Raw genomic sequence first — 19221 nt, 5'->3', positions numbered from 1 at the left:
TCGGCTGCTTCGCATTTGTGGGTGCGCCCTGTTTTTTTGCCGTGGCGACTTCGACGTTATGTCGTAACCTCAACTCGGTGGTTTTGATCGTTTCGGTGAAACATGGAGTACAGGATAGGCAAAACGAACAGTGTCAGCAGTGTCGACGAAATGATCCCGCCAATCACGACTGTAGCGAGCGGTCGCTGGACCTCGGCACCGGTGCCTGTGTTGAGTGCCATTGGTACAAAACCAAGACTTGCCACCAACGCTGTCATCAAGACCGGACGCAGACGCACCAAGGCACCCTCCACAACCGCCGTGACCAGATCGCCCTGTTCTCGCCACAGATCGCGAATGAAGGCCACCATCACCAGACCGTTGAGAACCGCCACGCCGGAGAGCGCAATAAAGCCAACACCTGCCGAGATCGACAGCGGCATGCCCCGTAGCCACAGGGACAACACGCCGCCAGTGAGCGCAAGCGGTACGCCGGTGAAGATAATCAAGGCGCCTTTCAATGTGCTCTTTTTCTTGCTCTACACTGCCATAACGCTGCGGTATATTTACCGTTTTGCCTACGCCGGCTTTAAGCTTTGGCAATTGCGTTGGCATCAGAGATGGTACTTCTAGCTGTTGGCTCAGGATATTCTTAGTACCTCTGCACGAATCGACTATTCTTGATTTGATCTATCACGATAGGCAAGCAGCCGAAGAGCATTGATCACTACTACCAACGTCGATCCTTCGTGCGCGATAACTGCGGGACCGATTCCCAGTCCAAGGATAGTTGCCGGGACCAATAATGTTACGACGCCAAGGCTGATGAAGAGATTTTGGCGAATAACTTTGCGGGTATGTCGGCTGAGTTCGACAGCAAATGGCAAATGCGCAAGATTGTCAGCCATCAATGCAACGTCGGCTGTTTCCAACGCCACATCTGAGCCTGCTGCGCCCATAGCGATACCAACACTAGCATGAGCCATTGCCGGGGCATCATTCACCCCGTCGCCAACCATCGCGACTTCGGTGGTTTCACGCAGCTTGTTGATTGCGGCGACCTTGTCTTCTGGCATGAGGTCACCCCATGCCTCGTCCAAACCAACTTGCTTGGCTACCGCATCGGCTACACGTTGGTTATCTCCTGAAATCATGATCATGCGAGTGATGCCGATGCTGCGCAGTCGTTCAAGCGCAGGCCGTGCTGATGCGCGCGGGGTATCCATGAGGCCGATAACACCGAGATCCCGCCCTGCATGGCGAACCACCATGGTGGTTTGTCCTTGGGTGCGAAGCCGCTCGACAGTTGCCGCAACCGGCGCTACCAATGGCGGGCGACCGTCGTTGCCGAACATTTCTGCTTTGCCTATTTCTACCGTCTCGCCATCCACTTGAGCGATCACACCTGAACCGGTAAGGCTGCGAAGTCCGGTTGCAACGGGGGGCGCTATTTCACCGAGGTGATCCGCACCATCGCGCGCGATAGCGCGTGCTAAAGGATGATCGCTCAGAGCTTCAACAGCGACTGCTATCGCCATGAGTTCGTTTTCTTCAACGCCGGGTGCTGCGACGATGTCGGTGATACGAGGCCGTCCTTCTGTCAATGTCCCAGTCTTATCGAAAGCCAACGCATCGAGCGAACCGAGCATTTCTAAAGGGGCCCCCCCTTTGAACAAAACACCACTGCGCGCGGCTCGCGCGATGCCGGATAATATTGCACTCGGCGTCGCAATCGCGAGCGCACAAGGGCTGGCTGCTACTAACACCGCCATAGCTCGGTAAAAGCTGTCCCGGAACGGCTCATCCAACACCACCCAAGCGAATAGCAGCAGCACAACTGTGGCCAATACTGCTGGTACGAAGATACGTTCGAACCGTTCGGTAAACCGCTGCGTTGGTGATTTTCGTGTTTCGGCTTCGCTGACCATCTTGACTACGCGAGCTAAAGCGCTCTCTGACGCACGCTTGGTTACGAGGACCTCAATTGCACCTGTTCCGTTGATGGTGCCCGAAAATACGCGATGCACTGAGTCAAGAAGATCAGGCCGGGCCTGTGCTCGTGCTGGGTCGGTAACAGGGTACTTGTCAACAGGCACGCTTTCACCAGTCACGGGCGCTTGGTTGATGCTTGTTTCGCCAGCAATCACGAAACCGTCAGCGGGCAAGCGTTCATTTGGTTGGACAAGCACTACATCACCAGGAGTCAGCGCTTCCACGTTAATTTCCCGAATTTCGCCTTCTCGACGAACCCGAGCAGTTTCTGGCGCAAGTTGGGCTAAAGATTCAATTGCGCGTTTGGCACGCCCCATAGCGTAGTGCTCCAGGGAGTGGCCAAGACTAAATAGGAATAGGAGTAACGCGCCTTCGGCCCAAGCGCCCAATGCTGCAGCGCCAGCTGCCGCAACCAACATCAGCGTATCAATTTCGAAGCGCTTAAGTTTCAAGTTCTGAACTGCTTCTCGGACGGTGTAGAAACCACCAAAAAAGTACCCACCAAAATAGCAGGCCAAAGGCAGCCAACTGGGAGACGGCAGTAGCTTCTCCATAGCGAAGCCGACTGCCAGGAAACTGCCAGAGATCAGAGCAAAGATCAGTTCAGTATTTTTACCAAGGATTCCCCCATGTTGATGGTTACCATTATCATGTTGATGGGCTGGCTCATCCGCTTCGGGTACCCGGCGCACACGGAGCCTCGTTAATGTTTCACGGATATCAGATTCGCTGGTCTGTGTACGATCGAACTCTACTCGTACCATACCAGCATCGCTGGCTTCGGCTTCGAGTACACCAGGCAGTGTCAGAAGTTGGGCAGTTACTGTACGCGCCCGACGTGGATGGCCGAGACCTTTGACCCTCCAGACAAGATGACCAAACTGCAATGTAAGACTTGCGCCAGCCGCATTGACGAGCTCGTCAATGCGCTCGAGTGACAGGGTGTCGGGGTCGTAATGGATGCATAACTGGTGCGAGGAATTTCCCCCGTCCGCATGAATATGAACACCCTCGACACCTCTCTGGACACGCAACCCATCCGTAAGACGCTCCACGCAAGCATCTGCTGCATCCGGTATTTCAGGCAGAACGATAGATAAATCGATACGTACTGTTGTCGTCATAAATCTCCCACCCTTTTGCTGTGGTGCTTGCATGGTTTGGCTTAACTTGGCCTTCACACCTTACTGTGCTTCGGCTTTAACGCTAATGCGGCGAAAGTAGGAAGCACCAGTAAAGTGAGCGCCGTGGCAGTTATAAGTCCACCAATTACAACCGTAGCAAGAGGCTTTTGCACCTCTGCGCCAGCACCGGTAGCGATCGCCATCGGAATAAAGCCGACAATCGCGACCAGCGCAGTAGTCAGGACGGCACGTAGGCGGCTGGCGGCACCAGCTGCAGCCGCTTTGAGGGGCGACTGACCTGCATTCCGTTGTTCGCGGATGGCTTGCATTAGCACCAAGCCGTTAAGGGTTGCGACCCCAGAGACCGCGATGAAACCGACCGCTGCGGATACTGAAAAAGGCATTCCACGGACCAACAATGCCAGCGCTCCCCCAACTAAAGCCAAGGGAACACAGACGAACACCATGGCCGCTTCCTTGGCACTGCCCAACGCCATAAATAGCAGAATGCCAATGAGTAGGAAGACAAACGGGACTACCACCATAAGCCGCTGTTCGGCACGCTGCAAATTCTCAAACTGACCGCCCCAATCGAGATAGATACCAGGTGGAAGATTGACGTTGGCTACCGATGTTTGTGCTTCAGCTACAAAACCACCTAGATCTCGACCACGAACGTTAGCTTGCACCACCATTCGGCGACTGCCATTTTCACGGCTAATCTGGTTCAGACCTTCGCTTATCTGGATACGAGCGACTGAAGATAGGGGGATGGTGCCCCCTGCCGGTGTTGTTATAGGCAAAGCGGCTAAACTGACCGGATCGTTGCGGGAATCTTCATCGAGACGAACCACCACATCGAAGCGTCTATCACCTTCAAAAATGCGCCCTGCGGCCATACCGCCAATTCCGACGGCCACTGCTTCGCTGATATCAGCGGCAGCAAGGCCATAAGCCGCTGCTGCTGATCGATCAATCTGCACGGTGAGACTCGGTAATCCTGAGACCTGTTCGACGCGTACGTCCGCTGCTCCATCTACTTGACGCAAACGGCCCGCTACCTGATCTGCTACATCCTGCAAAACGTCAAAATTATCGCCAAAGACCATCACGGCTAGATCTGTACGCACACCTGAAATAAGTTCGTTGAACCGTAGCTCGATTGGTTGGCTGAACTCGAAGGCATTGCCGATTTGTTCACCAGCGATGTTATCAAGGCGCGTAATAAGATCCTCCTTGTTCAGTGATGGATCGGGCCAATCACTTCTCGGTTTGAGCATTATTACAGCGTCGGAGATATTGGGTGGCATGGGGTCTACTGCCGCCTCCGCAGTGCCGGTGCGGGAAAAGATAGTGCGCACTTCAGGCTGGGCAATTATCGCTCGCTCGAGCGCCATCTGCATGGTTAATGATTGGTCCAAGGAAGTGGATGGAACCCGCAGAGCCTGCATGGCGATATCCCCTTCGTCTAAAGTCGGTGTAAATTCCCGCCCGAGAGACTGGAATGCTCCTGCCCCGACGGCTAAGGCCAGCAGTGCCGACCCAAGCACAAGCACGGGTCGAGAGACAGCTGCATATATTGCAGGCTCGATGAAGCGCCGTGCGTAGCGAATCAAGCGAGTTTCATGCTCGCCTTCCGTTGCTTCGAGAGCGATTTTGGGCTCGCGGACGAAGAGGGCAGCCATAGCAGGTACTAATGTGAAAGAAAGAATAAATGCACCGGCAAGCGCCAACATAAAGGTGGCGGCCATGGGTTGAAAGGTTTTTCCTTCAACGCCTTCCAGAGTCAAGATCGGCGCGAACACCAGTAGGATGATGACCTGACCAAATGCAGCAGGCTTTACCATCCGACGAGCGGCTTGCACGGCTACGCCTAAGCGCTCACCAGCAGTCAATGAGCGGCCCAATTCCTTGCGTCGCTGACTGAGCATCAACAAGGTCGCTTCGATTACGATGACTGCACCATCGACCAGAATGCCGAAGTCAAGGGCACCAAGGCTCATCAAGTTACCACTGATACCGAACCGGTTCATGCCGATAACTGCAAACAGAAAGGAAAGAGGGATCACCAGAGCAGTAATCGCTGCTGCTCGGAAATTCCCAAGCAACAGGAACAGCACTACGATCACTAGCAACGCACCTTCTGTTAGATTACTGGCTACGGTACCGATCGTTGCGTTGACTAAAACGCTGCGGTCGAGCACCGGCTCGACGACAATGCTTGGCGGCAGAGACTTGCTGACCTGAGCTAAGCGCGTAGCCGCCGCTTGGGCAGCCGTGCGGCTATTACCTCCGGCGGTCATTAACGCGGTGCCAAGCACGGCTTCGTGGCCGTCGCGCGTGGCGGCACCCAAGCGTGGTGCCTGTCCAATCTCAACTGTCGCCACGTCAGCAACGCGTACGACCAAGCCTGCACGGTTGGCCACCGGGGCTTGCGCCAAATCCTCTACTGTCTCGGCAAGCGCATCGGCGCGTACGACCAGGCCTTCCCCGCTACGCTCTATGAAACCCGCTCCGGCTTGAACGTTCGTACGTTCCAGCGCTTGAACCAGATCCCCCAGCCCCAATCCGTAAGCAGCAAGACGTGCGGGATCGGGCCGCACTGCATATTCTTTTACATAACCGCCGGTCGTGTCGATGCCCGCTAAGCCGGGTGTGGAGCGCATTTGTGGCGCGATGATCCAGTCTTGAACCGTACGTAGATAAGTCGCACGTTGTTGGGGCGTGGTTAACCATTCTCCTTCAGGTGTAAGATAAACCTCACCGGATTGCCATCCGGGCTGACCAGGTTCACCGAGGCCAGCGTCGTCGTAAGCAACGTAATCAACCGTCCACATCAAAACCTCACCAAGCCCTGTGGTGACCGGAGACATCATCGGTACTGCACCTTCAGGGAGGTCTTCCTCCACTTCGCGCATCCGTTCCGCCACTTGCTGACGAGCAAAATAAATATCTGTCTGGTCAGTGAACACGGCTGTGATTTGCGAAAAGCCGTTGCGCGAAATCGAACGCGTATTGGTCAAACCGGGGATTCCGGCTAACGATGTTTCCAGAGGGTAAGTTACCTGACGTTCGATCTGGTCAGGTACAAGTGCTGGCGCCACCGTGTTGATCTGTACCTGTCGGTTGGTGATATCTGGTACAGCATCGATTGGCAATTGCTTTAATTCAAATAGTCCATAAGCGCACATCGCTGTGGCGGCGAGCACTATGAACCAACGGAAGCGTACTGAGGCTTCGATAATGAGCTTAAACATTGGATGAGTTTTCCTCAGTGGCTGTGTTCAGCCTCGCCCTTGGCGAGTTCTGCTTTAAGAAGAAAGGCGTTGGCTCCGGCGATGCGCTCGGAACCGGACAGCCCACTGAGAATCTCGATGTTACCGCCAGTCCGACGGCCGGCAAGCACCGGTATAGCTTTGAATCCACCGTCAATGGCGACGAAGACAACTGAGCGACCATCCACTGTTTGTACTGCGTCAGCGGGAACTCTCAGGCCAGCCTCGGAGCTATTGGTCACGATAATGCCTGACACGGGGGAACCAGCGGGCGGTAAAGTGCCCGAAACCGGGCGTGCGCGAATGAGTGTGGCGCTACCTTGCTGCCGGAAATTAGCCGCTACGCCAATCGCCACTGCTTCAAAGTTGCCGGTTGGCCCCGACACCTCAATACTATTCCCTGGCTCGATTTGAGCAGACAGTGCCGGTGGCGCAGTAAAGACAATTTCTGTTTTCTTGGGATCGGAAACATCAGCAATACTTGCGCCTGAAGCGACGAATCCACCAGGCATTACCTCGATTGCACCCACAACGCCTGCTATCGGGCTGCTGATTGCAATTCGTCCTTCGGTATCGGGGGAGCCGATTGCCTTGGTCTGGGCTCGCGCGGCCCTGTAAGCCGCATCGGCGGCTAACGAGCGAGCGCGAGACGCTTCCAGTTCTCGTCGGGCAACGACACCCTGTTCGACCAGATTCTGGTCACGCTGATATTCAAGGCGAGCCGCATCGGCTTCGGCGGACGCGGCGTCAGCGTTTGCTCGCATAAGGGCCGCTTCGCCACTAATTACGAAAGCGATCGGCTGCCCTGCGTGCACCTTCTCACCGGGAGCAATCAGTACGCTGTCGATTCGTCCGCCTACCATGGTGGTGATCTCGGTGCGGGCGCCCATGGTGGATTCTATCCGTCCGGCGACACGGATCTCATTACCGCTACCGCGGCCAACCGCGACGATATTGATACCGGATGCCTTGATCTGTCCTGCCGTCAGGGTGATAACACCTTCAAGGGGTTCGTCAACGTGATCCTCATTATCACTATGGCCATCTTCATCGTCATGTCCGTGCTCATCATCGTCGATGCCTGCATGAGCGAGTGACGCTGAGGGTTTATCAACGCCAGGATAAACTTGGGCAAGACCAAAGCCGATTATCACTGCAACAAGGAGGGCGGGCATAAAAAAGAATTTATTACTCTTCATTAGAATGTTTCCACAAAGGGGGCACGACCAACCAGTCGTGCCAAAGCTATTTCTGCAAGCGCGCGCGCTAGTCGCGCATCTACGGCGTTATTGCCTGCTGCGATAAGCGCCGCCCGGGAGCTTCTCAGTTCCAGTTGTGATATACGTCCAGCATCGAACCCAATGCGAGCCAGTCGATATGCTTCTTCCGCTGCGACTTCGCCAGCATCTGCAGCGGCGGTTCGGCTGATGGAAGCATCCAGACTAGATTGAGCCGCCCTGCGCTCGGCTTGGGCGGCCCATTCTTGGCTGGTTAATCTTGCTTCCGCAGCCCTTTGTTCGGCACGTGCTGCGCTAATAGCGCCAGTATTTCTATCAAACAAAGGGAGCGTGACACTGACTCCGAATGCGAGTGCCTCAGCGCGATACTCCTCAAAACGTCGTACACCAAATGCGGCTGTTACGTCCGGACGGGCTCGAAGCCGCTCCACATTGACTTGACGTTCTGCTGCATCAAGCTCCGCTTTCGCAACCTTTACGGCGGGGAGCTCCCGGGGCTCCGAAGTGATAGACTGAGGAACGCGATTTAAAAGGTCGTCGCCAATAGAGGTGATCGGCTCGGCCAGCATTGACAGTGCCGAAAGGCGCCCGAAGGCCGCTTCACGGTTGGCGCGTGCCACGTCCACATTTGCGCGGGCAGCCTCCACTTCGCTCTCGGCTTGAACGCCTCGTAGCGCGGCTTCTCTGCCTTTATCGATCAGTGCTAATACCGCCTCAGCATCTGCTTGGGTCAACGATAAAGCTTGTGCAGCCAAGTCGTAACGCAACGAAGCAGCTTCAGCTTCTGCGTAGGCCTGGGCTAGGTTTGCGGAAAGAACCCAGCGCATTTGGTCTCGGCGTATACCTGTCACCTCAACTTGGGCTTGTGCCGCATCTATGCGAGCACCCCGCTGTCCCCATAGCTCCAATGGTTGGCTGATCGAGAAGGTAGTGTCGGCGGCATCGTACCCGTTAAAAGGCCCGCTTCCATAGGCGTTCTCGGCCTCCAGAGATATGGTTGGATTTGGCCGAGCGTGTGCCTGAAGCGCCCGCCCCTCGGCAGCCTCATGAGCCGCCATGCTTTCAATTGACAGAGGGTTCTGGTCAAGTTTTTCAAGCAGGGCCTCATAAGTAGGGGCTGGCTCTGCGAGAGCGGAAGGAGCCAATGTAAACGCCGCAGCTGCGGTAAAGCCAACCAAGAATAAGGGGCGGCTAAATATCAAAGACATATGAGCCTCTCGAGGCTAGTAGTTGAAGGATGCTCGTGGTGTAGCCAACGAGTATTAAATAAAATATGGATGCAAGTATATCTTCAGCTAATAAACAGAGGTTTTAATTTTCTAATTCAAAATAATAATAATGATTTCGGCGGACGCTTTCTCGGGATAAGTGTACAAAAACAATCCATAAAGATTGCAGCTTGGGCAGATGCGTCAGTCATGATTTATTTTCCGAAACGTTAATGTAAACTTTGTAGGGCCCTGAATATCTGATTCAACTGTTACAGTCCCGTGGTGGAACTCCATAATTGTACGAACCATGGCCAAGCCAAGACCTATTCCGCCTTCAGCACGGGAGCGACCGCTATCAACACGATAAAAACGTTCGAATATTTTGTGTAAGTGTTGAGTGGGTATGCCTGGGCCACTGTTGCTTATAGATAGAAATGCTTGGTTGCTCTGGCTTATTATTTCTATAGGTACAGAACTATCTACGGGAGCGTGTCTTATAGCGTTCGATAATAGGTTGGAGATGGCTCTCTGTATCATGAGCTTATCACCCAGAATAAAATCGTCTCCCACCACTGACAGTCTCACTCTCTTTTCTTCCGCGATAGCGTTGAATAGGTTAACAATGTGGTTGGCTTCTTTGTTTAGTGATAGGCTTTCAGAGGCAGCGCTATCTGCTTGAGTTGTTTGTGCAAGATAAAGCATGTCTGAGACAATACGAGACACACGTTCAAGCTCTTCAACACAAGACTCTAGTGTTTCTTTATACTGATCGGAGGTTCTGTTTTTCGATAGTGCCACTTGCGCTTTTCCCATGAGGTTTGTTATGGGTGAACGCAACTCATGGGCTAAGTTATCGGAAAAGTCCGCTAGCTGCTTCACTCCATCTTCGAGCCGCTCCAGCATGAGGTTCACGCTATCGGCAAGCTCGTTAAGCTCGAACGGGAGGTCCTGGCATTCAATCCTTCCTTTTAGCTCACTTGTAGTAACAGCAGATGTTAAGCTTCTAAATGTGTTTAGAGGAGCCAGTCCGCGCTTCGCGATCCACCATGCACCCATCCCGATAATGATTAGGAAAATTGGTATAGCTATTAAAGTTGATTTTCGGTACGCAGCGAGCAAATAAAGATCTTCTGCACGATCGCTGATTAGAATCAACCGTATTGCTTCTCCGCTTACAGGAATTCGTATGCTGGTATGTGCAACTAAAGAGTTTACTCCGGATTTATCGAAGTGTTTTTGGTAAAAATCTGAGTTCTTGTTGCATGATATAGTGTTTTCTATCGCTGCGGGTATTAAACCAACAGTAAATATCGGGCTACCGGACAGCTCAGCATTACAGACCATTAAACTCATATCTGTATGCCCAGAAATCAGGTCATCCACCATGTGTGGATCGATTTCATCGATCGACGCTGGGCCAGCTTCTAATACACTGTGCTCTATTTGTCCAAGTTTTTGTGCCAGCTTGGACTCGGCAATTACTTCTAATTGAGTGCGTAAAGTAAACCAAGACTGGCTGAAAATAAGAACGACTAATGCCGATCCCATTATACTGACGGAGAGCCCTATACGTAGTGACAGGCTGAGCGGCTTACTCATCCTCTGTCCTCAAGAACATATCCAACCCCACGTAAAGTATGAATAAGCTTCTTATCGAAGGGTTCATCAATTTTTGCACGAAGCCTGCGAATGAATACATCCACCACATTCGTATCACAATCAAAATTTATGTCCCAGACCAAGGATGTTATTTGAGTGCGGGTCATAACAACGCCTGGGTTACGCATCAGCAGTTGCAGTAGAGAAAATTCCTTTCCAGTCAGGTCGATACGTGAACCGGCTCGATATGCGCGATGGCCGATGTGGTCAAGCGTCAGATCAGCAACAATTAAAGCATCGTTCTCAATTATTTTTTCACTTCTTCTTAAGAGGGATCTAATTCTTGCAAGTAGCTCTGGAAATTCGAAAGGCTTTACAAGGTAGTCATCGGCACCTAAGTCGAGACCTTTTACTTTGCTTGTAAGCCTTCCGCTAGCAGTTAACATCATCACACGGGCGTCGCTTGTTCGGCGTATTTCTTTTAATACAGACCATCCATCTGCACCGGGCAAATTGACATCCAAAATAACCAGGTTGAAATCATGGTTTTTAAATATGTGAAGGCCGTCAATACCATTCAAGGCCACTTCAACGGTGTAGCCACTTTCGCTTAGCCCTTGGTAGAGATATTCCGCTGTTTTAACCTCGTCTTCAATAATCAGGACTCTCATCAGTATACCTTGGTTATGGTTTCAGTCATGCCGCGCAATCTAACAGTTTGAGTTTTCTTTTGATTTCCATGTTTTCTATAGCTTCTCGCATTTATTCTTCGCTACATCTCGGCTATGGGTAGGCACACTGAGCTTCGCAGTAATTACCCATTATGCACGCGAGGGCTGACGGTAAAGTTAACGTTAAATTACGATTTTGTCATTTTTGGGCGGGCAGCAGCATCAGTGCTCGCACGAGAGGTGGCGGAGCGGTGCGGGATCTCGGCGCCGACAGGGAATTAGTTGATGGGAATGCTTATTTGTCCAAGAGGGTAATGATGTGCTTTTCCATCAGCGTAAAGGCGATCAAGCCAGGCATCGGCGTGTTACGGGGCTGGGTTTGAGCGTAAAATCGCCCAGCTAGTGAATACAAAACACTGGCTGGGCTGAGATCCTCGGGGTGGTACAGCGCGTATTTGTCACTTTTTATCATTTTTTGAGACTGGTTCTTGTTTTTTAGTCTGATTTACCTGTTTTTCATTCTCTTGTTCTTGTTCTTGTTCTGCTTCTCTTCGCTCTTTATTTTGTTCACGCAGTTTCTCCACCATCTCCCTATAGCGCATGCTTCCATCCTCTGCATGTACCGTAGCGGCGAAGTTGAGAGCGAAAATGAGAGTAAAAATAGTGACGATAGTTTTCATAGATATACCTTAGGCTATAGGTCAGGCGGGCATACTAATCATAAATTGAGAAACCTGAACGCAAGATGACGGCTAAATTACAATTATGTAATAATTGCGACTTATTGATGCTGGCACATTCAAAGCATATGGAAGATTGCAATTTTGTAATGTGTCTTTCATTCTAATGACAGGTTCGTATGGCATCATTTATCCCACTAAATTTAAACGTGACGGGGTCATAGGAATGAAAAATAAGATTGCCGCTATTTCTATTATGTTTTTTTCTTCTCTAGTGATGGCGGAGGGGATTATTGATCCTGTTTATGGTGAAATGATAAGAAAAAATGAGATGAAATGGCGCGAATATGCCTTGTCAATTGGTAAAAATCCACCGGTAACAGAGCATTACCAATACGGAATGAAGCTTGACGTAGAGAAGGTGCTACACCTCACCTCGAGAAATATAGGTTGTGGTGTGATGCCAGCGCAGATGGCATATAAAGATTCTAGTGGCGAGTTGCGCATTCTGGAGTATCGTACCTCTGGTACGTTATGTCCAGGCAATAATTGAGGGCTTGGTTCTTTGTTTGGGTGCTGATTAATTTAAGTAATAAGCGGTCTGACACTACAAAGGACTGCTTGATGAGCCTGATAGCAGGGACTAAGGTGTGATTGCAGTAATATCTGATCCTCCGTTCCATGTCAAAGAGACCTAACATAATGATAAATCGATCACGCCTGAAGAAATCAATGTTCTTCATTTTTTTTTGCGTAAGCTCTCTGAGCACAACTGTTAGCGCACAGGAAGATATAGGCTCTGAACTCCCTATAGATGTGCGCGTACTTTTGATACAGGAAATGATAGCCATTCTAGGTTCTACGCAAACCATTACCGACGCCATGGTGAGGGGAGAAGATGAGGTTGTCGCTCGGGAGGCCCAGCAAATTCACGACAGCTTTATTCTTGCGCAAGAGCTGACAGAAGAGCAGCAGCAAGCGTTGATCAGCACTGCGTCAGACGAGTTTTTAAGAAAGGATGAAGCACTTCATAAAATGAGCGCGACGCTGGCCGAAGCGGCACGTGTGGGGAACAAAGCCGAGCAACGCGAGATATTTTCGCAGATGTTAAACGCGTGTGTTGCATGCCATACCGACCACGCCGCCAAGCGTTTCCCTGCTTTTCACCAGGAATAACTGATTCGTCACAACGAGGCGGTTGAAATCGCGGCCGCCATCAATGACGGCCGCTTTTTCTCGCTTACATTTTATCTTTACTGATTATGGTCGAATGCATGCCGCTGGATGTGAATTCGAACTCGATCACATCGCCTTCCTTCAGGTCTTGCATTAGATCAGGCGAAGCTTTGAAGCTCATGGTCATCGACGGCCAGCCCAAGGATTCAACGGGATCATGGGCGATCACCATCATTCCGCTTTCCAGATTAATCTTTTTAACCGTGCCGGTGGCAATTGCGGTTTCTGCGGGTGCTCTTTGACTCATCGCGTTATGATTCATGTGATTGTTATGTCCTGGTTGCTCCGCAGCTGTGGCAGCAACAGGCGTTAACAATAGCATCGCGATACTTGCAGATATGAGTCTCATCAATTTTCTCCAATTTTGGTCGGTTGTGTTGTTAAGCGTCGTGAGCGCTTGCGGTGCATTAACAAATAAGCCGCCGGCAGTACAAACAGGGACAGCAGGGGCGCGGTGATCATCCCTCCTACCATCGGGGCGGCAATACGGCTCATGATTTCGCTACCGGTGCCGCTGCCCAGCAGGATGGGCAATAATCCCGCGATAATGACCGCAACTGTCATGGCCTTCGGGCGTACCCGTTGTACGGCCCCTTCATGAATGGCATCCAGTAGATCGGCTTCGCCCTGTGCGCCTTTTTCCTGTCTTTCAACCCAGGCGTTCTTCAGATAAAGGAGCATGATCACGCCGAATTCTGCTGACACGCCCGCCAGGGCGATAAAGCCGACGCCAGCGGAAATGGAAAAGTGATAATCCAGAAGGTACAGGAACCAGACGCCACCGGTGAGAGCGAAAGGCAAGGTCACCATGATCAGCATTGCTTCGCCAATACGTGAAAATATCAGGTAGAGCAGTACAAAGATGATCAGCATCGTGGCGGGTACCACCAGCTTCAGCTTGGCATTGGCCCGCTCCATGAATTCAAATTGGCCCGAGTAGTTGATACTCATGCCGGCTCCGAGCTCGACACTCTCGTTGATCCTGTCTTTCAGGTCGCTGACCACTGCAGCCATGTCCCGACCGCGCGCGTCAATGTAAACCACACCTGATAATCTGGCGTTTTCACTGTTGAGCATCGGCGGCCCATCAACCACCTGGATGTTGGCAACGGTGCCCAGGGTGATCTGCGCGCCTTGGGGCGTGAATATCGGGAGCTCACGCAAGGTGCTGATTGAGTCGCGCCATTCGCGCCCGTAACGGAGGTTGATGGGGTATCTGGCGAGCCCTTCGACGGTTTGACTAATAGTTTCCCCACCGATAGCGCCTGCGACTATGGCCTGCACGTCAGCGATATTCAGGCCGTAACGTGCAGCCGCCTGCCGATCAATATCCACATCGATGTAGCGTCCACCGGTCAGTCTTTCCGCCAACGACAGGGTGACACCCGGTATCGTTTTGGCTATGTCCTCAATTGCCTGGGTGGTTTTTTCAATCTGCGCCAGATCAGTGCCATACACTTTTACGCCTATCGGGCTTTTGATACCCGTTGCGAGCATGTCGATGCGGTTACGTATCGGTGGTATCCAGAGGTTAGCCAGGCCGGGTACCTGTACTGCCTGATCCAGCTCCTCCACCAGCTTTTCAGAGGTCATGCCTGGCCGCCATTCGTCCCTGGGCTTGAACTGGATAGTTGTTTCAAACATTTCCAGCGGCGCCGGGTCGGTGGCTGAGTCGGCGCGGCCGGCTTTGCCGAATACCCGCGCCACTTCCGGGACTGTTTTGATCAGCCGGTTCGTCTGCTGCAATAGCTCCGATGCTTTGGCTGCGGATAATCCGGGAAGCGCCGTAGGCATGTACAGCAGGTCGCCTTCGTCCATGCGTGGCAGGAACTCGCCGCCCAGCTGAGACGCAGGCCATAAACCAGTCAGAAAGACCAGAACGGCGACCCCCAGGGTTGTTTTTGGCCAGCGTAGCACTGCGTCGAGCACGGGCTCATATATCTTGATGAGGCCTCGATTGAGCGGGTTACGGTGTTCGTCGGGGATTTTCCCGCGAATCCAATACCCCATCAGCACCGGCACCAGGGTGACGGCTAAGCCGGCAGCCGCGGCCATCGCATAGGTTTTGGTGAAAGCCAGCGGGCCAAACAACCGGCCTTCCTGAGCTTCGAGGGTAAACACCGGGATGAACGAAAGCGTAATGATCAGCAGACAGAAAAACAGCGCTGGCCCAACCTCGACGGCCGCCTCGGTGATCACCTTCCAGTGCGCCTCGCCTTTCAAGGTGGCGTCAGGATGTTTTCGGTGCCAGCTTTCGATATGTTTGTGTGCGTTCTCAACCATTACGATGGCCGCATCCACCATGGCGCCAATCGCAATGGCGATACCACCCAGCGACATGATGTTGGCGTTGATGCCCTGGCGCTGCATGATGATAAAGGCAATCAGGATGCCGATGGGCAGGGAGACAATCGCCACCAGAGATGAGCGCAAATGCCAGAGAAACAGCGCACATACCAGCGCCACGATGATGAATTCCAGAATGAGTTTGAAGCTCAGGTTCTTGACCGCACTATCGATCAGCTGACTGCGGTCATAGGTGGTGACGATTTCGACCCCCTCAGGGAGGCTGGCCTTAAGCTCATCCAGTTTGTTCTGCACGGCGGCGATGGTTTCCCGTGCGTTCTTGCCGCTACGCAGGATAACCACCCCTCCCACCACCTCACCTTCACCATCGAGCTCGGCTATACCACGACGCATCTCCGGGCCGAGCTGGATATGTGCTACGTCCCCCAGGGTCACCGGGACGCCGCTGTCGACGCGCAGGGGGATGACTCGAAAGTCGTCCAGAGTTTGCAGATATCCCGTCGCACGCACCATGAATTCCGTTTCCGCGAGCTCCAGGACACTACCGCCCGTCTCCCGGTTGGCCTCGTCAATTGCTTGGACGATCTGCTGCTGAGTCACCCCTCTGCTGGCCATGCGCACCGGATCCAGCACCACCTGGTATTGTTTGACCATTCCGCCTATGGGCGCTACTTCCGCCACATTGGGTAACGTCTTGAGCTCGTAGCGTAGGAACCAGTCCTGTAGCGAGCGCAATTGGGCCAAGTCATGATTTCCCGTGCGGTCTACCAGCGCATACTGGTAAATCCAGCCCACCCCGGTAGCGTCAGGCCCCAGAGCGGGCTTGGCGGTAGCAGGCAGGCGGCTTTGCACCTGACTCAGATACTCCAGCACCCGTGAGCGAGCCCAATAGAGATCAGTGCCGTCCTCGAACAGGACGTAAACGAAGCTATCGCCGAAGAAGGAGTAGCCACGAACAGTCTTGGCCCCCGGCACGGACAACATGGTTGTCGTCAGCGGGTAGGTCACCTGATTTTCGACAATTTGTGGCGCCTGCCCCGGAAAGGGCGTACGGATGATGACCTGAACATCGGACAGGTCAGGCAGCGCATCCATTGCCGTATTCTTGACTGACCAGACCCCCCATGCCACAGAAAACAGCGTGGCTAACAGGATCAGGAAACGGTTGGCTACCGACCACCGGATAATGACAGCAATCATTCTGGGGCCTCCAGTGTTTCGATGTGTTCAATGATCAGTCCCTCGTCGCTCTCACGCACCGCAACACGCACGCGACTGCCCACTTGGACACCTTCAAGCAGGGACGCATCCGCGACCGGAAAGGCCATGGTCATCCCAGGCATATGCAGGGTCTTGAACGGCCCATGCGACAGGCCAACCATGCCATCTTCCAGGCCGACGACCTCGCCTTCGGCCTCATGCAGGACTGGCCCATGAGCATGATCAACGTCTTCCAGTGTTTGCGCGGTCAAACCGCGTAGGCTTGCCTCGGAGTCGAGCAGAAACTGGCCAGAGGCGACGACTGTCTGGCCAGCCTCCAGGCCGTCGAGTATCTCGGTCTTGTCGCCGAGCTCGCGCCCGGTACGCACCTCGATGGGGCGGTAACGTCCCTCTGCTTCAGCCAGCATGACCAAGGCACGCCGACCGGTGCGAATAACCGCTTCCGCAGGAACGACCAGCGCATGCTCTATGTTCCGGTTCAGTGTCACTTCGGCGGTCATGCCCGGGCGAAGTCGTTGCTCGGGATTGGGCAGCTCAGCACGAACGCGCACCGTTCTGCTGTCCAGATTGGCCTGCGACAACAGCGACTGAATGGTTGCTTCAAGCGGTTCGCCTGCAAAGGCGGGCAGGTGCACGGTGATGCTTTGTCCCGGAGCCAGGTTTGTAACCTGCGCCTCGGGTACCGCAACTTCCAGCCAGACGGTGTCCAGCCCATTAACGCTGGCCAAAGATTCACCCGCTTGTACGGTCATGCCCTGACGCACATCCAGCGTCTTCAATGTCCCGCCTATTGGGCTTGTCACTGTCCAGACCGGGCGTGCCTTGCCGCTTCTTTGCAGCTGTTCTATCGTTTCTGTCGGCATACCCGCAAGCCGTAACCGTTGTTTCGCGGCTGCGAGCAGCTGTGCATCGCCTACCTTACTGATAGCCAGGTACTCTTCCTGAGCCGCTGCCCAGGCAGGCACGAAGATATCCACCAGGGGGGCCCCTTTGGCGATGACATCCTCTGGGGCAAGGTCGTAAACGCGCTCGACAAAGCCACTGCTGCGTGCCTGCACTATCGCCACATCCCTGTCATTGAACGCCAATGTGGCTGCTGCCCTGAATGACTGGTTCATCGACTCACGCTGTACAGTGGCCAGTCGCATACCGAGGTTCTGCGTGATACCTGGATCAATGCTCATGGTTGCACCATTACCGGCTTCGTCTGCATATCGAGGCACGAGATCCATGTCCATAAAAGGGGATTTGCCGGGCTTATCGAACTTGTGTTGCGGCATCATCGGGTCGTACCAGTACAGCACCTCCTTGTCTGCCATTTCAGAAGCAAAGCCTGCTGCAGGCAGGCCGGCCATAGTTGCGACCAGGATGATCAGGGAAGAGCTGAGACTGAAAGCAATGCGCTTAAATGGGGTGGTCATGGTTGGGTATCTCCAGAGGCGAAGTGCAGACGAGCGTTGCTGAGCGATCTGTCGCGCGCTGTATCCACGCGGCGCAGACGTGTGTCGACCAGTTGGCGTCGTGCATCGATCACCGAGGTAAGCTCACCGGTACCGGCGCTGTAGTCAGCCAGAGAAAGGCGAACCTTCTCCTCGGCCAAAGGTAATAACGTCTGATCAAGGCGCGCCAGAGCGCGGTCGAGGCGCTGGTACTCAGCCAGATCGGCGGCAAGTTGCTGGGTGTGTATACGGAGGGCTACTTCACGTTCCGCCTCTAACTGGCTGAGTTTTGCGCGCTCGGCCGCAATTTTGGGGGTCTGACGGGAGCCGGTGAAAATAGGCAGGTCAAAGCTGACGCTGAGATTCACCATGTCGCTGAACTCATTGCCGCGGCGAAGATAATCGACGCCCCAGCTCCAATCCGGCGTTTTCTCGGCGATAGCCTGGCGCACCTTGGCCTCTGCTTCGCGTGTCATAGGTTCGTAGGCAAGTAAGGCAGGGCGGCGTTGCAGGTTCTGCTGATACGACGCCGGGTCAGCTCGCCATTCGGGCCAGTCGCCGGTAAGACTCTGGCTTGCAGCATCACCTATCCAACGCCGGAGCTCGGCTCGCGCAATTGTCCGCATGGTTAACAGCTCATCCTCTTTTTCGGCGAGCAAGGCGGCCTCTTGCTGAGGCAGGACGCTATCTGCTGTCTGGCCTGCCCCTCCGGCAATACGCGCTTTGATAGCTTGCGAGAAAAGCTGATTCTCATGGTAAAAACCCTTGAAAAGAGTCAGCTTTTGCTCGATTGCGAAGGCGGCAAGCCATGCTTCGGCAGTTTGCTGGCGGATGTTTAAAAGCTCCGCAAACTGCTGGACACCACGGGCCTCGATGCCGGCTTGTGCTGCTTCAGTTCGCGCCCGTCTTTTGGCACGGTTTGGAACCTCTTGCATCACTCCGATCATCTGCATGGTCATGGCGTCCCTGTCTGCCCGCCAGCGTGACTCGCCTTCGATAGGCACACTTTGCAACCCGAGCGTCAGTTTCGGGTCGGGGAGTTCGCCAGCAAAGACCGCCGAGCTTTGCGCAGCTTGCACATCTGCTGCCCTGGCCTCCAGCGAAGGAGCCGTCTGTTCGGCTAACTGCAAAGCTTGTTCCAGCGTTAATGCCGCCGCGAATGTTGGGTATAACAGCACACCCGCGATCAAGGCTGCCGCGCAGAGGGGAGCCCTAGGTTTATTAGATCTCATACTGAATTCCTGATCTT

At 53.6% G+C, this 19221-nt stretch carries 13 protein-coding genes and 1 pseudogene; 2 read left to right on the top strand and 12 right to left on the bottom strand.

Features of this window, described 5'->3' with window-relative positions; genetic code table 11:
• Positions 1 to 56 precede the first annotated feature (56 nt).
• The 8 genes and pseudogenes from BM267_RS05810 to BM267_RS05775 form a co-directional block, all read right to left on the bottom strand.
• A pseudogene (locus tag BM267_RS05810) lies at positions 57 to 506 on the bottom strand (efflux RND transporter permease subunit); the annotation flags it as partial.
• A gap of 147 nt (positions 507 to 653) precedes the next feature.
• Positions 654 to 3095, bottom strand: coding sequence for a heavy metal translocating P-type ATPase (locus BM267_RS05805; protein ID WP_036988907.1), 2442 nt, complete (start codon positions 3093 to 3095; stop codon positions 654 to 656).
• 53 nt (positions 3096 to 3148) lie between these two features.
• Positions 3149 to 6352, bottom strand: coding sequence for an efflux RND transporter permease subunit (locus BM267_RS05800; RefSeq protein ID WP_036988909.1), 3204 nt, complete (start codon positions 6350 to 6352; stop codon positions 3149 to 3151).
• A 14-nt stretch (positions 6353 to 6366) separates the two neighbouring features.
• Complete coding sequence (locus BM267_RS05795) at positions 6367 to 7569, bottom strand: efflux RND transporter periplasmic adaptor subunit (RefSeq protein WP_036988910.1); 1203 nt, start codon at positions 7567 to 7569, stop codon at positions 6367 to 6369.
• Positions 7569 to 8816 (bottom strand): TolC family protein, encoded by a 1248-nt coding sequence (locus BM267_RS05790; RefSeq protein ID WP_074777391.1) that lies wholly within the window; start codon positions 8814 to 8816, stop codon positions 7569 to 7571. Before BM267_RS05790 ends, BM267_RS05795 begins: the two co-directional genes overlap by 1 nt.
• Positions 8817 to 9020: 204 nt before the next feature.
• Positions 9021 to 10418 (bottom strand): heavy metal sensor histidine kinase, encoded by a 1398-nt coding sequence (locus tag BM267_RS05785; RefSeq protein WP_074777393.1) that lies wholly within the window; start codon positions 10416 to 10418, stop codon positions 9021 to 9023.
• Entirely contained in the window at positions 10415 to 11089 is a 675-nt protein-coding gene (locus BM267_RS05780; RefSeq protein WP_036988912.1) for a heavy metal response regulator transcription factor, read from the bottom strand. The genes BM267_RS05785 and BM267_RS05780 overlap by 4 nt, the downstream gene beginning before the upstream one ends.
• Before the next feature lie 458 nt (positions 11090 to 11547).
• A complete protein-coding gene (locus BM267_RS05775) occupies positions 11548 to 11769 on the bottom strand; it encodes a hypothetical protein (RefSeq protein ID WP_074777395.1) in 222 nt (73 codons plus the stop codon).
• Positions 11770 to 11995: 226 nt separating this feature from the next.
• On the opposite strand from BM267_RS05775, the gene BM267_RS05770 reads away from it, so the two are divergent.
• Complete coding sequence (locus tag BM267_RS05770) at positions 11996 to 12322, top strand: DUF2790 domain-containing protein (protein ID WP_036990110.1); 327 nt, start codon at positions 11996 to 11998, stop codon at positions 12320 to 12322.
• 149 nt (positions 12323 to 12471) lie between these two features.
• Positions 12472 to 12945, top strand: coding sequence for a cytochrome c (locus BM267_RS05765; protein WP_177217178.1), 474 nt, complete (start codon positions 12472 to 12474; stop codon positions 12943 to 12945).
• 64 nt (positions 12946 to 13009) lie between these two features.
• On the opposite strand, the gene BM267_RS05760 is transcribed toward BM267_RS05765, so the two are convergent.
• From BM267_RS05760 to BM267_RS05745, 4 genes are read right to left on the bottom strand one after another with little or no spacing between them, the layout of a single operon-like run.
• Complete coding sequence (locus BM267_RS05760) at positions 13010 to 13354, bottom strand: copper-binding protein (protein ID WP_036988919.1); 345 nt, start codon at positions 13352 to 13354, stop codon at positions 13010 to 13012.
• Positions 13354 to 16512, bottom strand: coding sequence for an efflux RND transporter permease subunit (locus BM267_RS05755; protein WP_074777397.1), 3159 nt, complete (start codon positions 16510 to 16512; stop codon positions 13354 to 13356). Before BM267_RS05755 ends, BM267_RS05760 begins: the two co-directional genes overlap by 1 nt.
• Positions 16509 to 17954 carry an efflux RND transporter periplasmic adaptor subunit gene (locus BM267_RS05750; RefSeq protein WP_074777399.1) on the bottom strand — a complete coding sequence of 482 codons (1446 nt, stop codon included), beginning with the start codon at positions 17952 to 17954 and terminating at the stop codon, positions 16509 to 16511. Before BM267_RS05750 ends, BM267_RS05755 begins: the two co-directional genes overlap by 4 nt.
• On the bottom strand, positions 17951 to 19204 hold the full coding sequence (locus BM267_RS05745) for a TolC family protein (protein WP_074777401.1): 1254 nt from the start codon (positions 19202 to 19204) through the stop codon (positions 17951 to 17953). The genes BM267_RS05750 and BM267_RS05745 overlap by 4 nt, the downstream gene beginning before the upstream one ends.
• Between the last annotated feature and the right edge of the window lie 17 nt (positions 19205 to 19221).

Source organism: Halopseudomonas bauzanensis, from assembly GCF_900114735.1.
In the GTDB taxonomy this organism is placed as follows: Bacteria; Pseudomonadota; Gammaproteobacteria; order Pseudomonadales; family Pseudomonadaceae; genus Halopseudomonas; species Halopseudomonas bauzanensis.
Note: the sequence above shows the minus strand (reverse complement) of the source record. Positions and strands in the feature narration are given on the sequence as shown.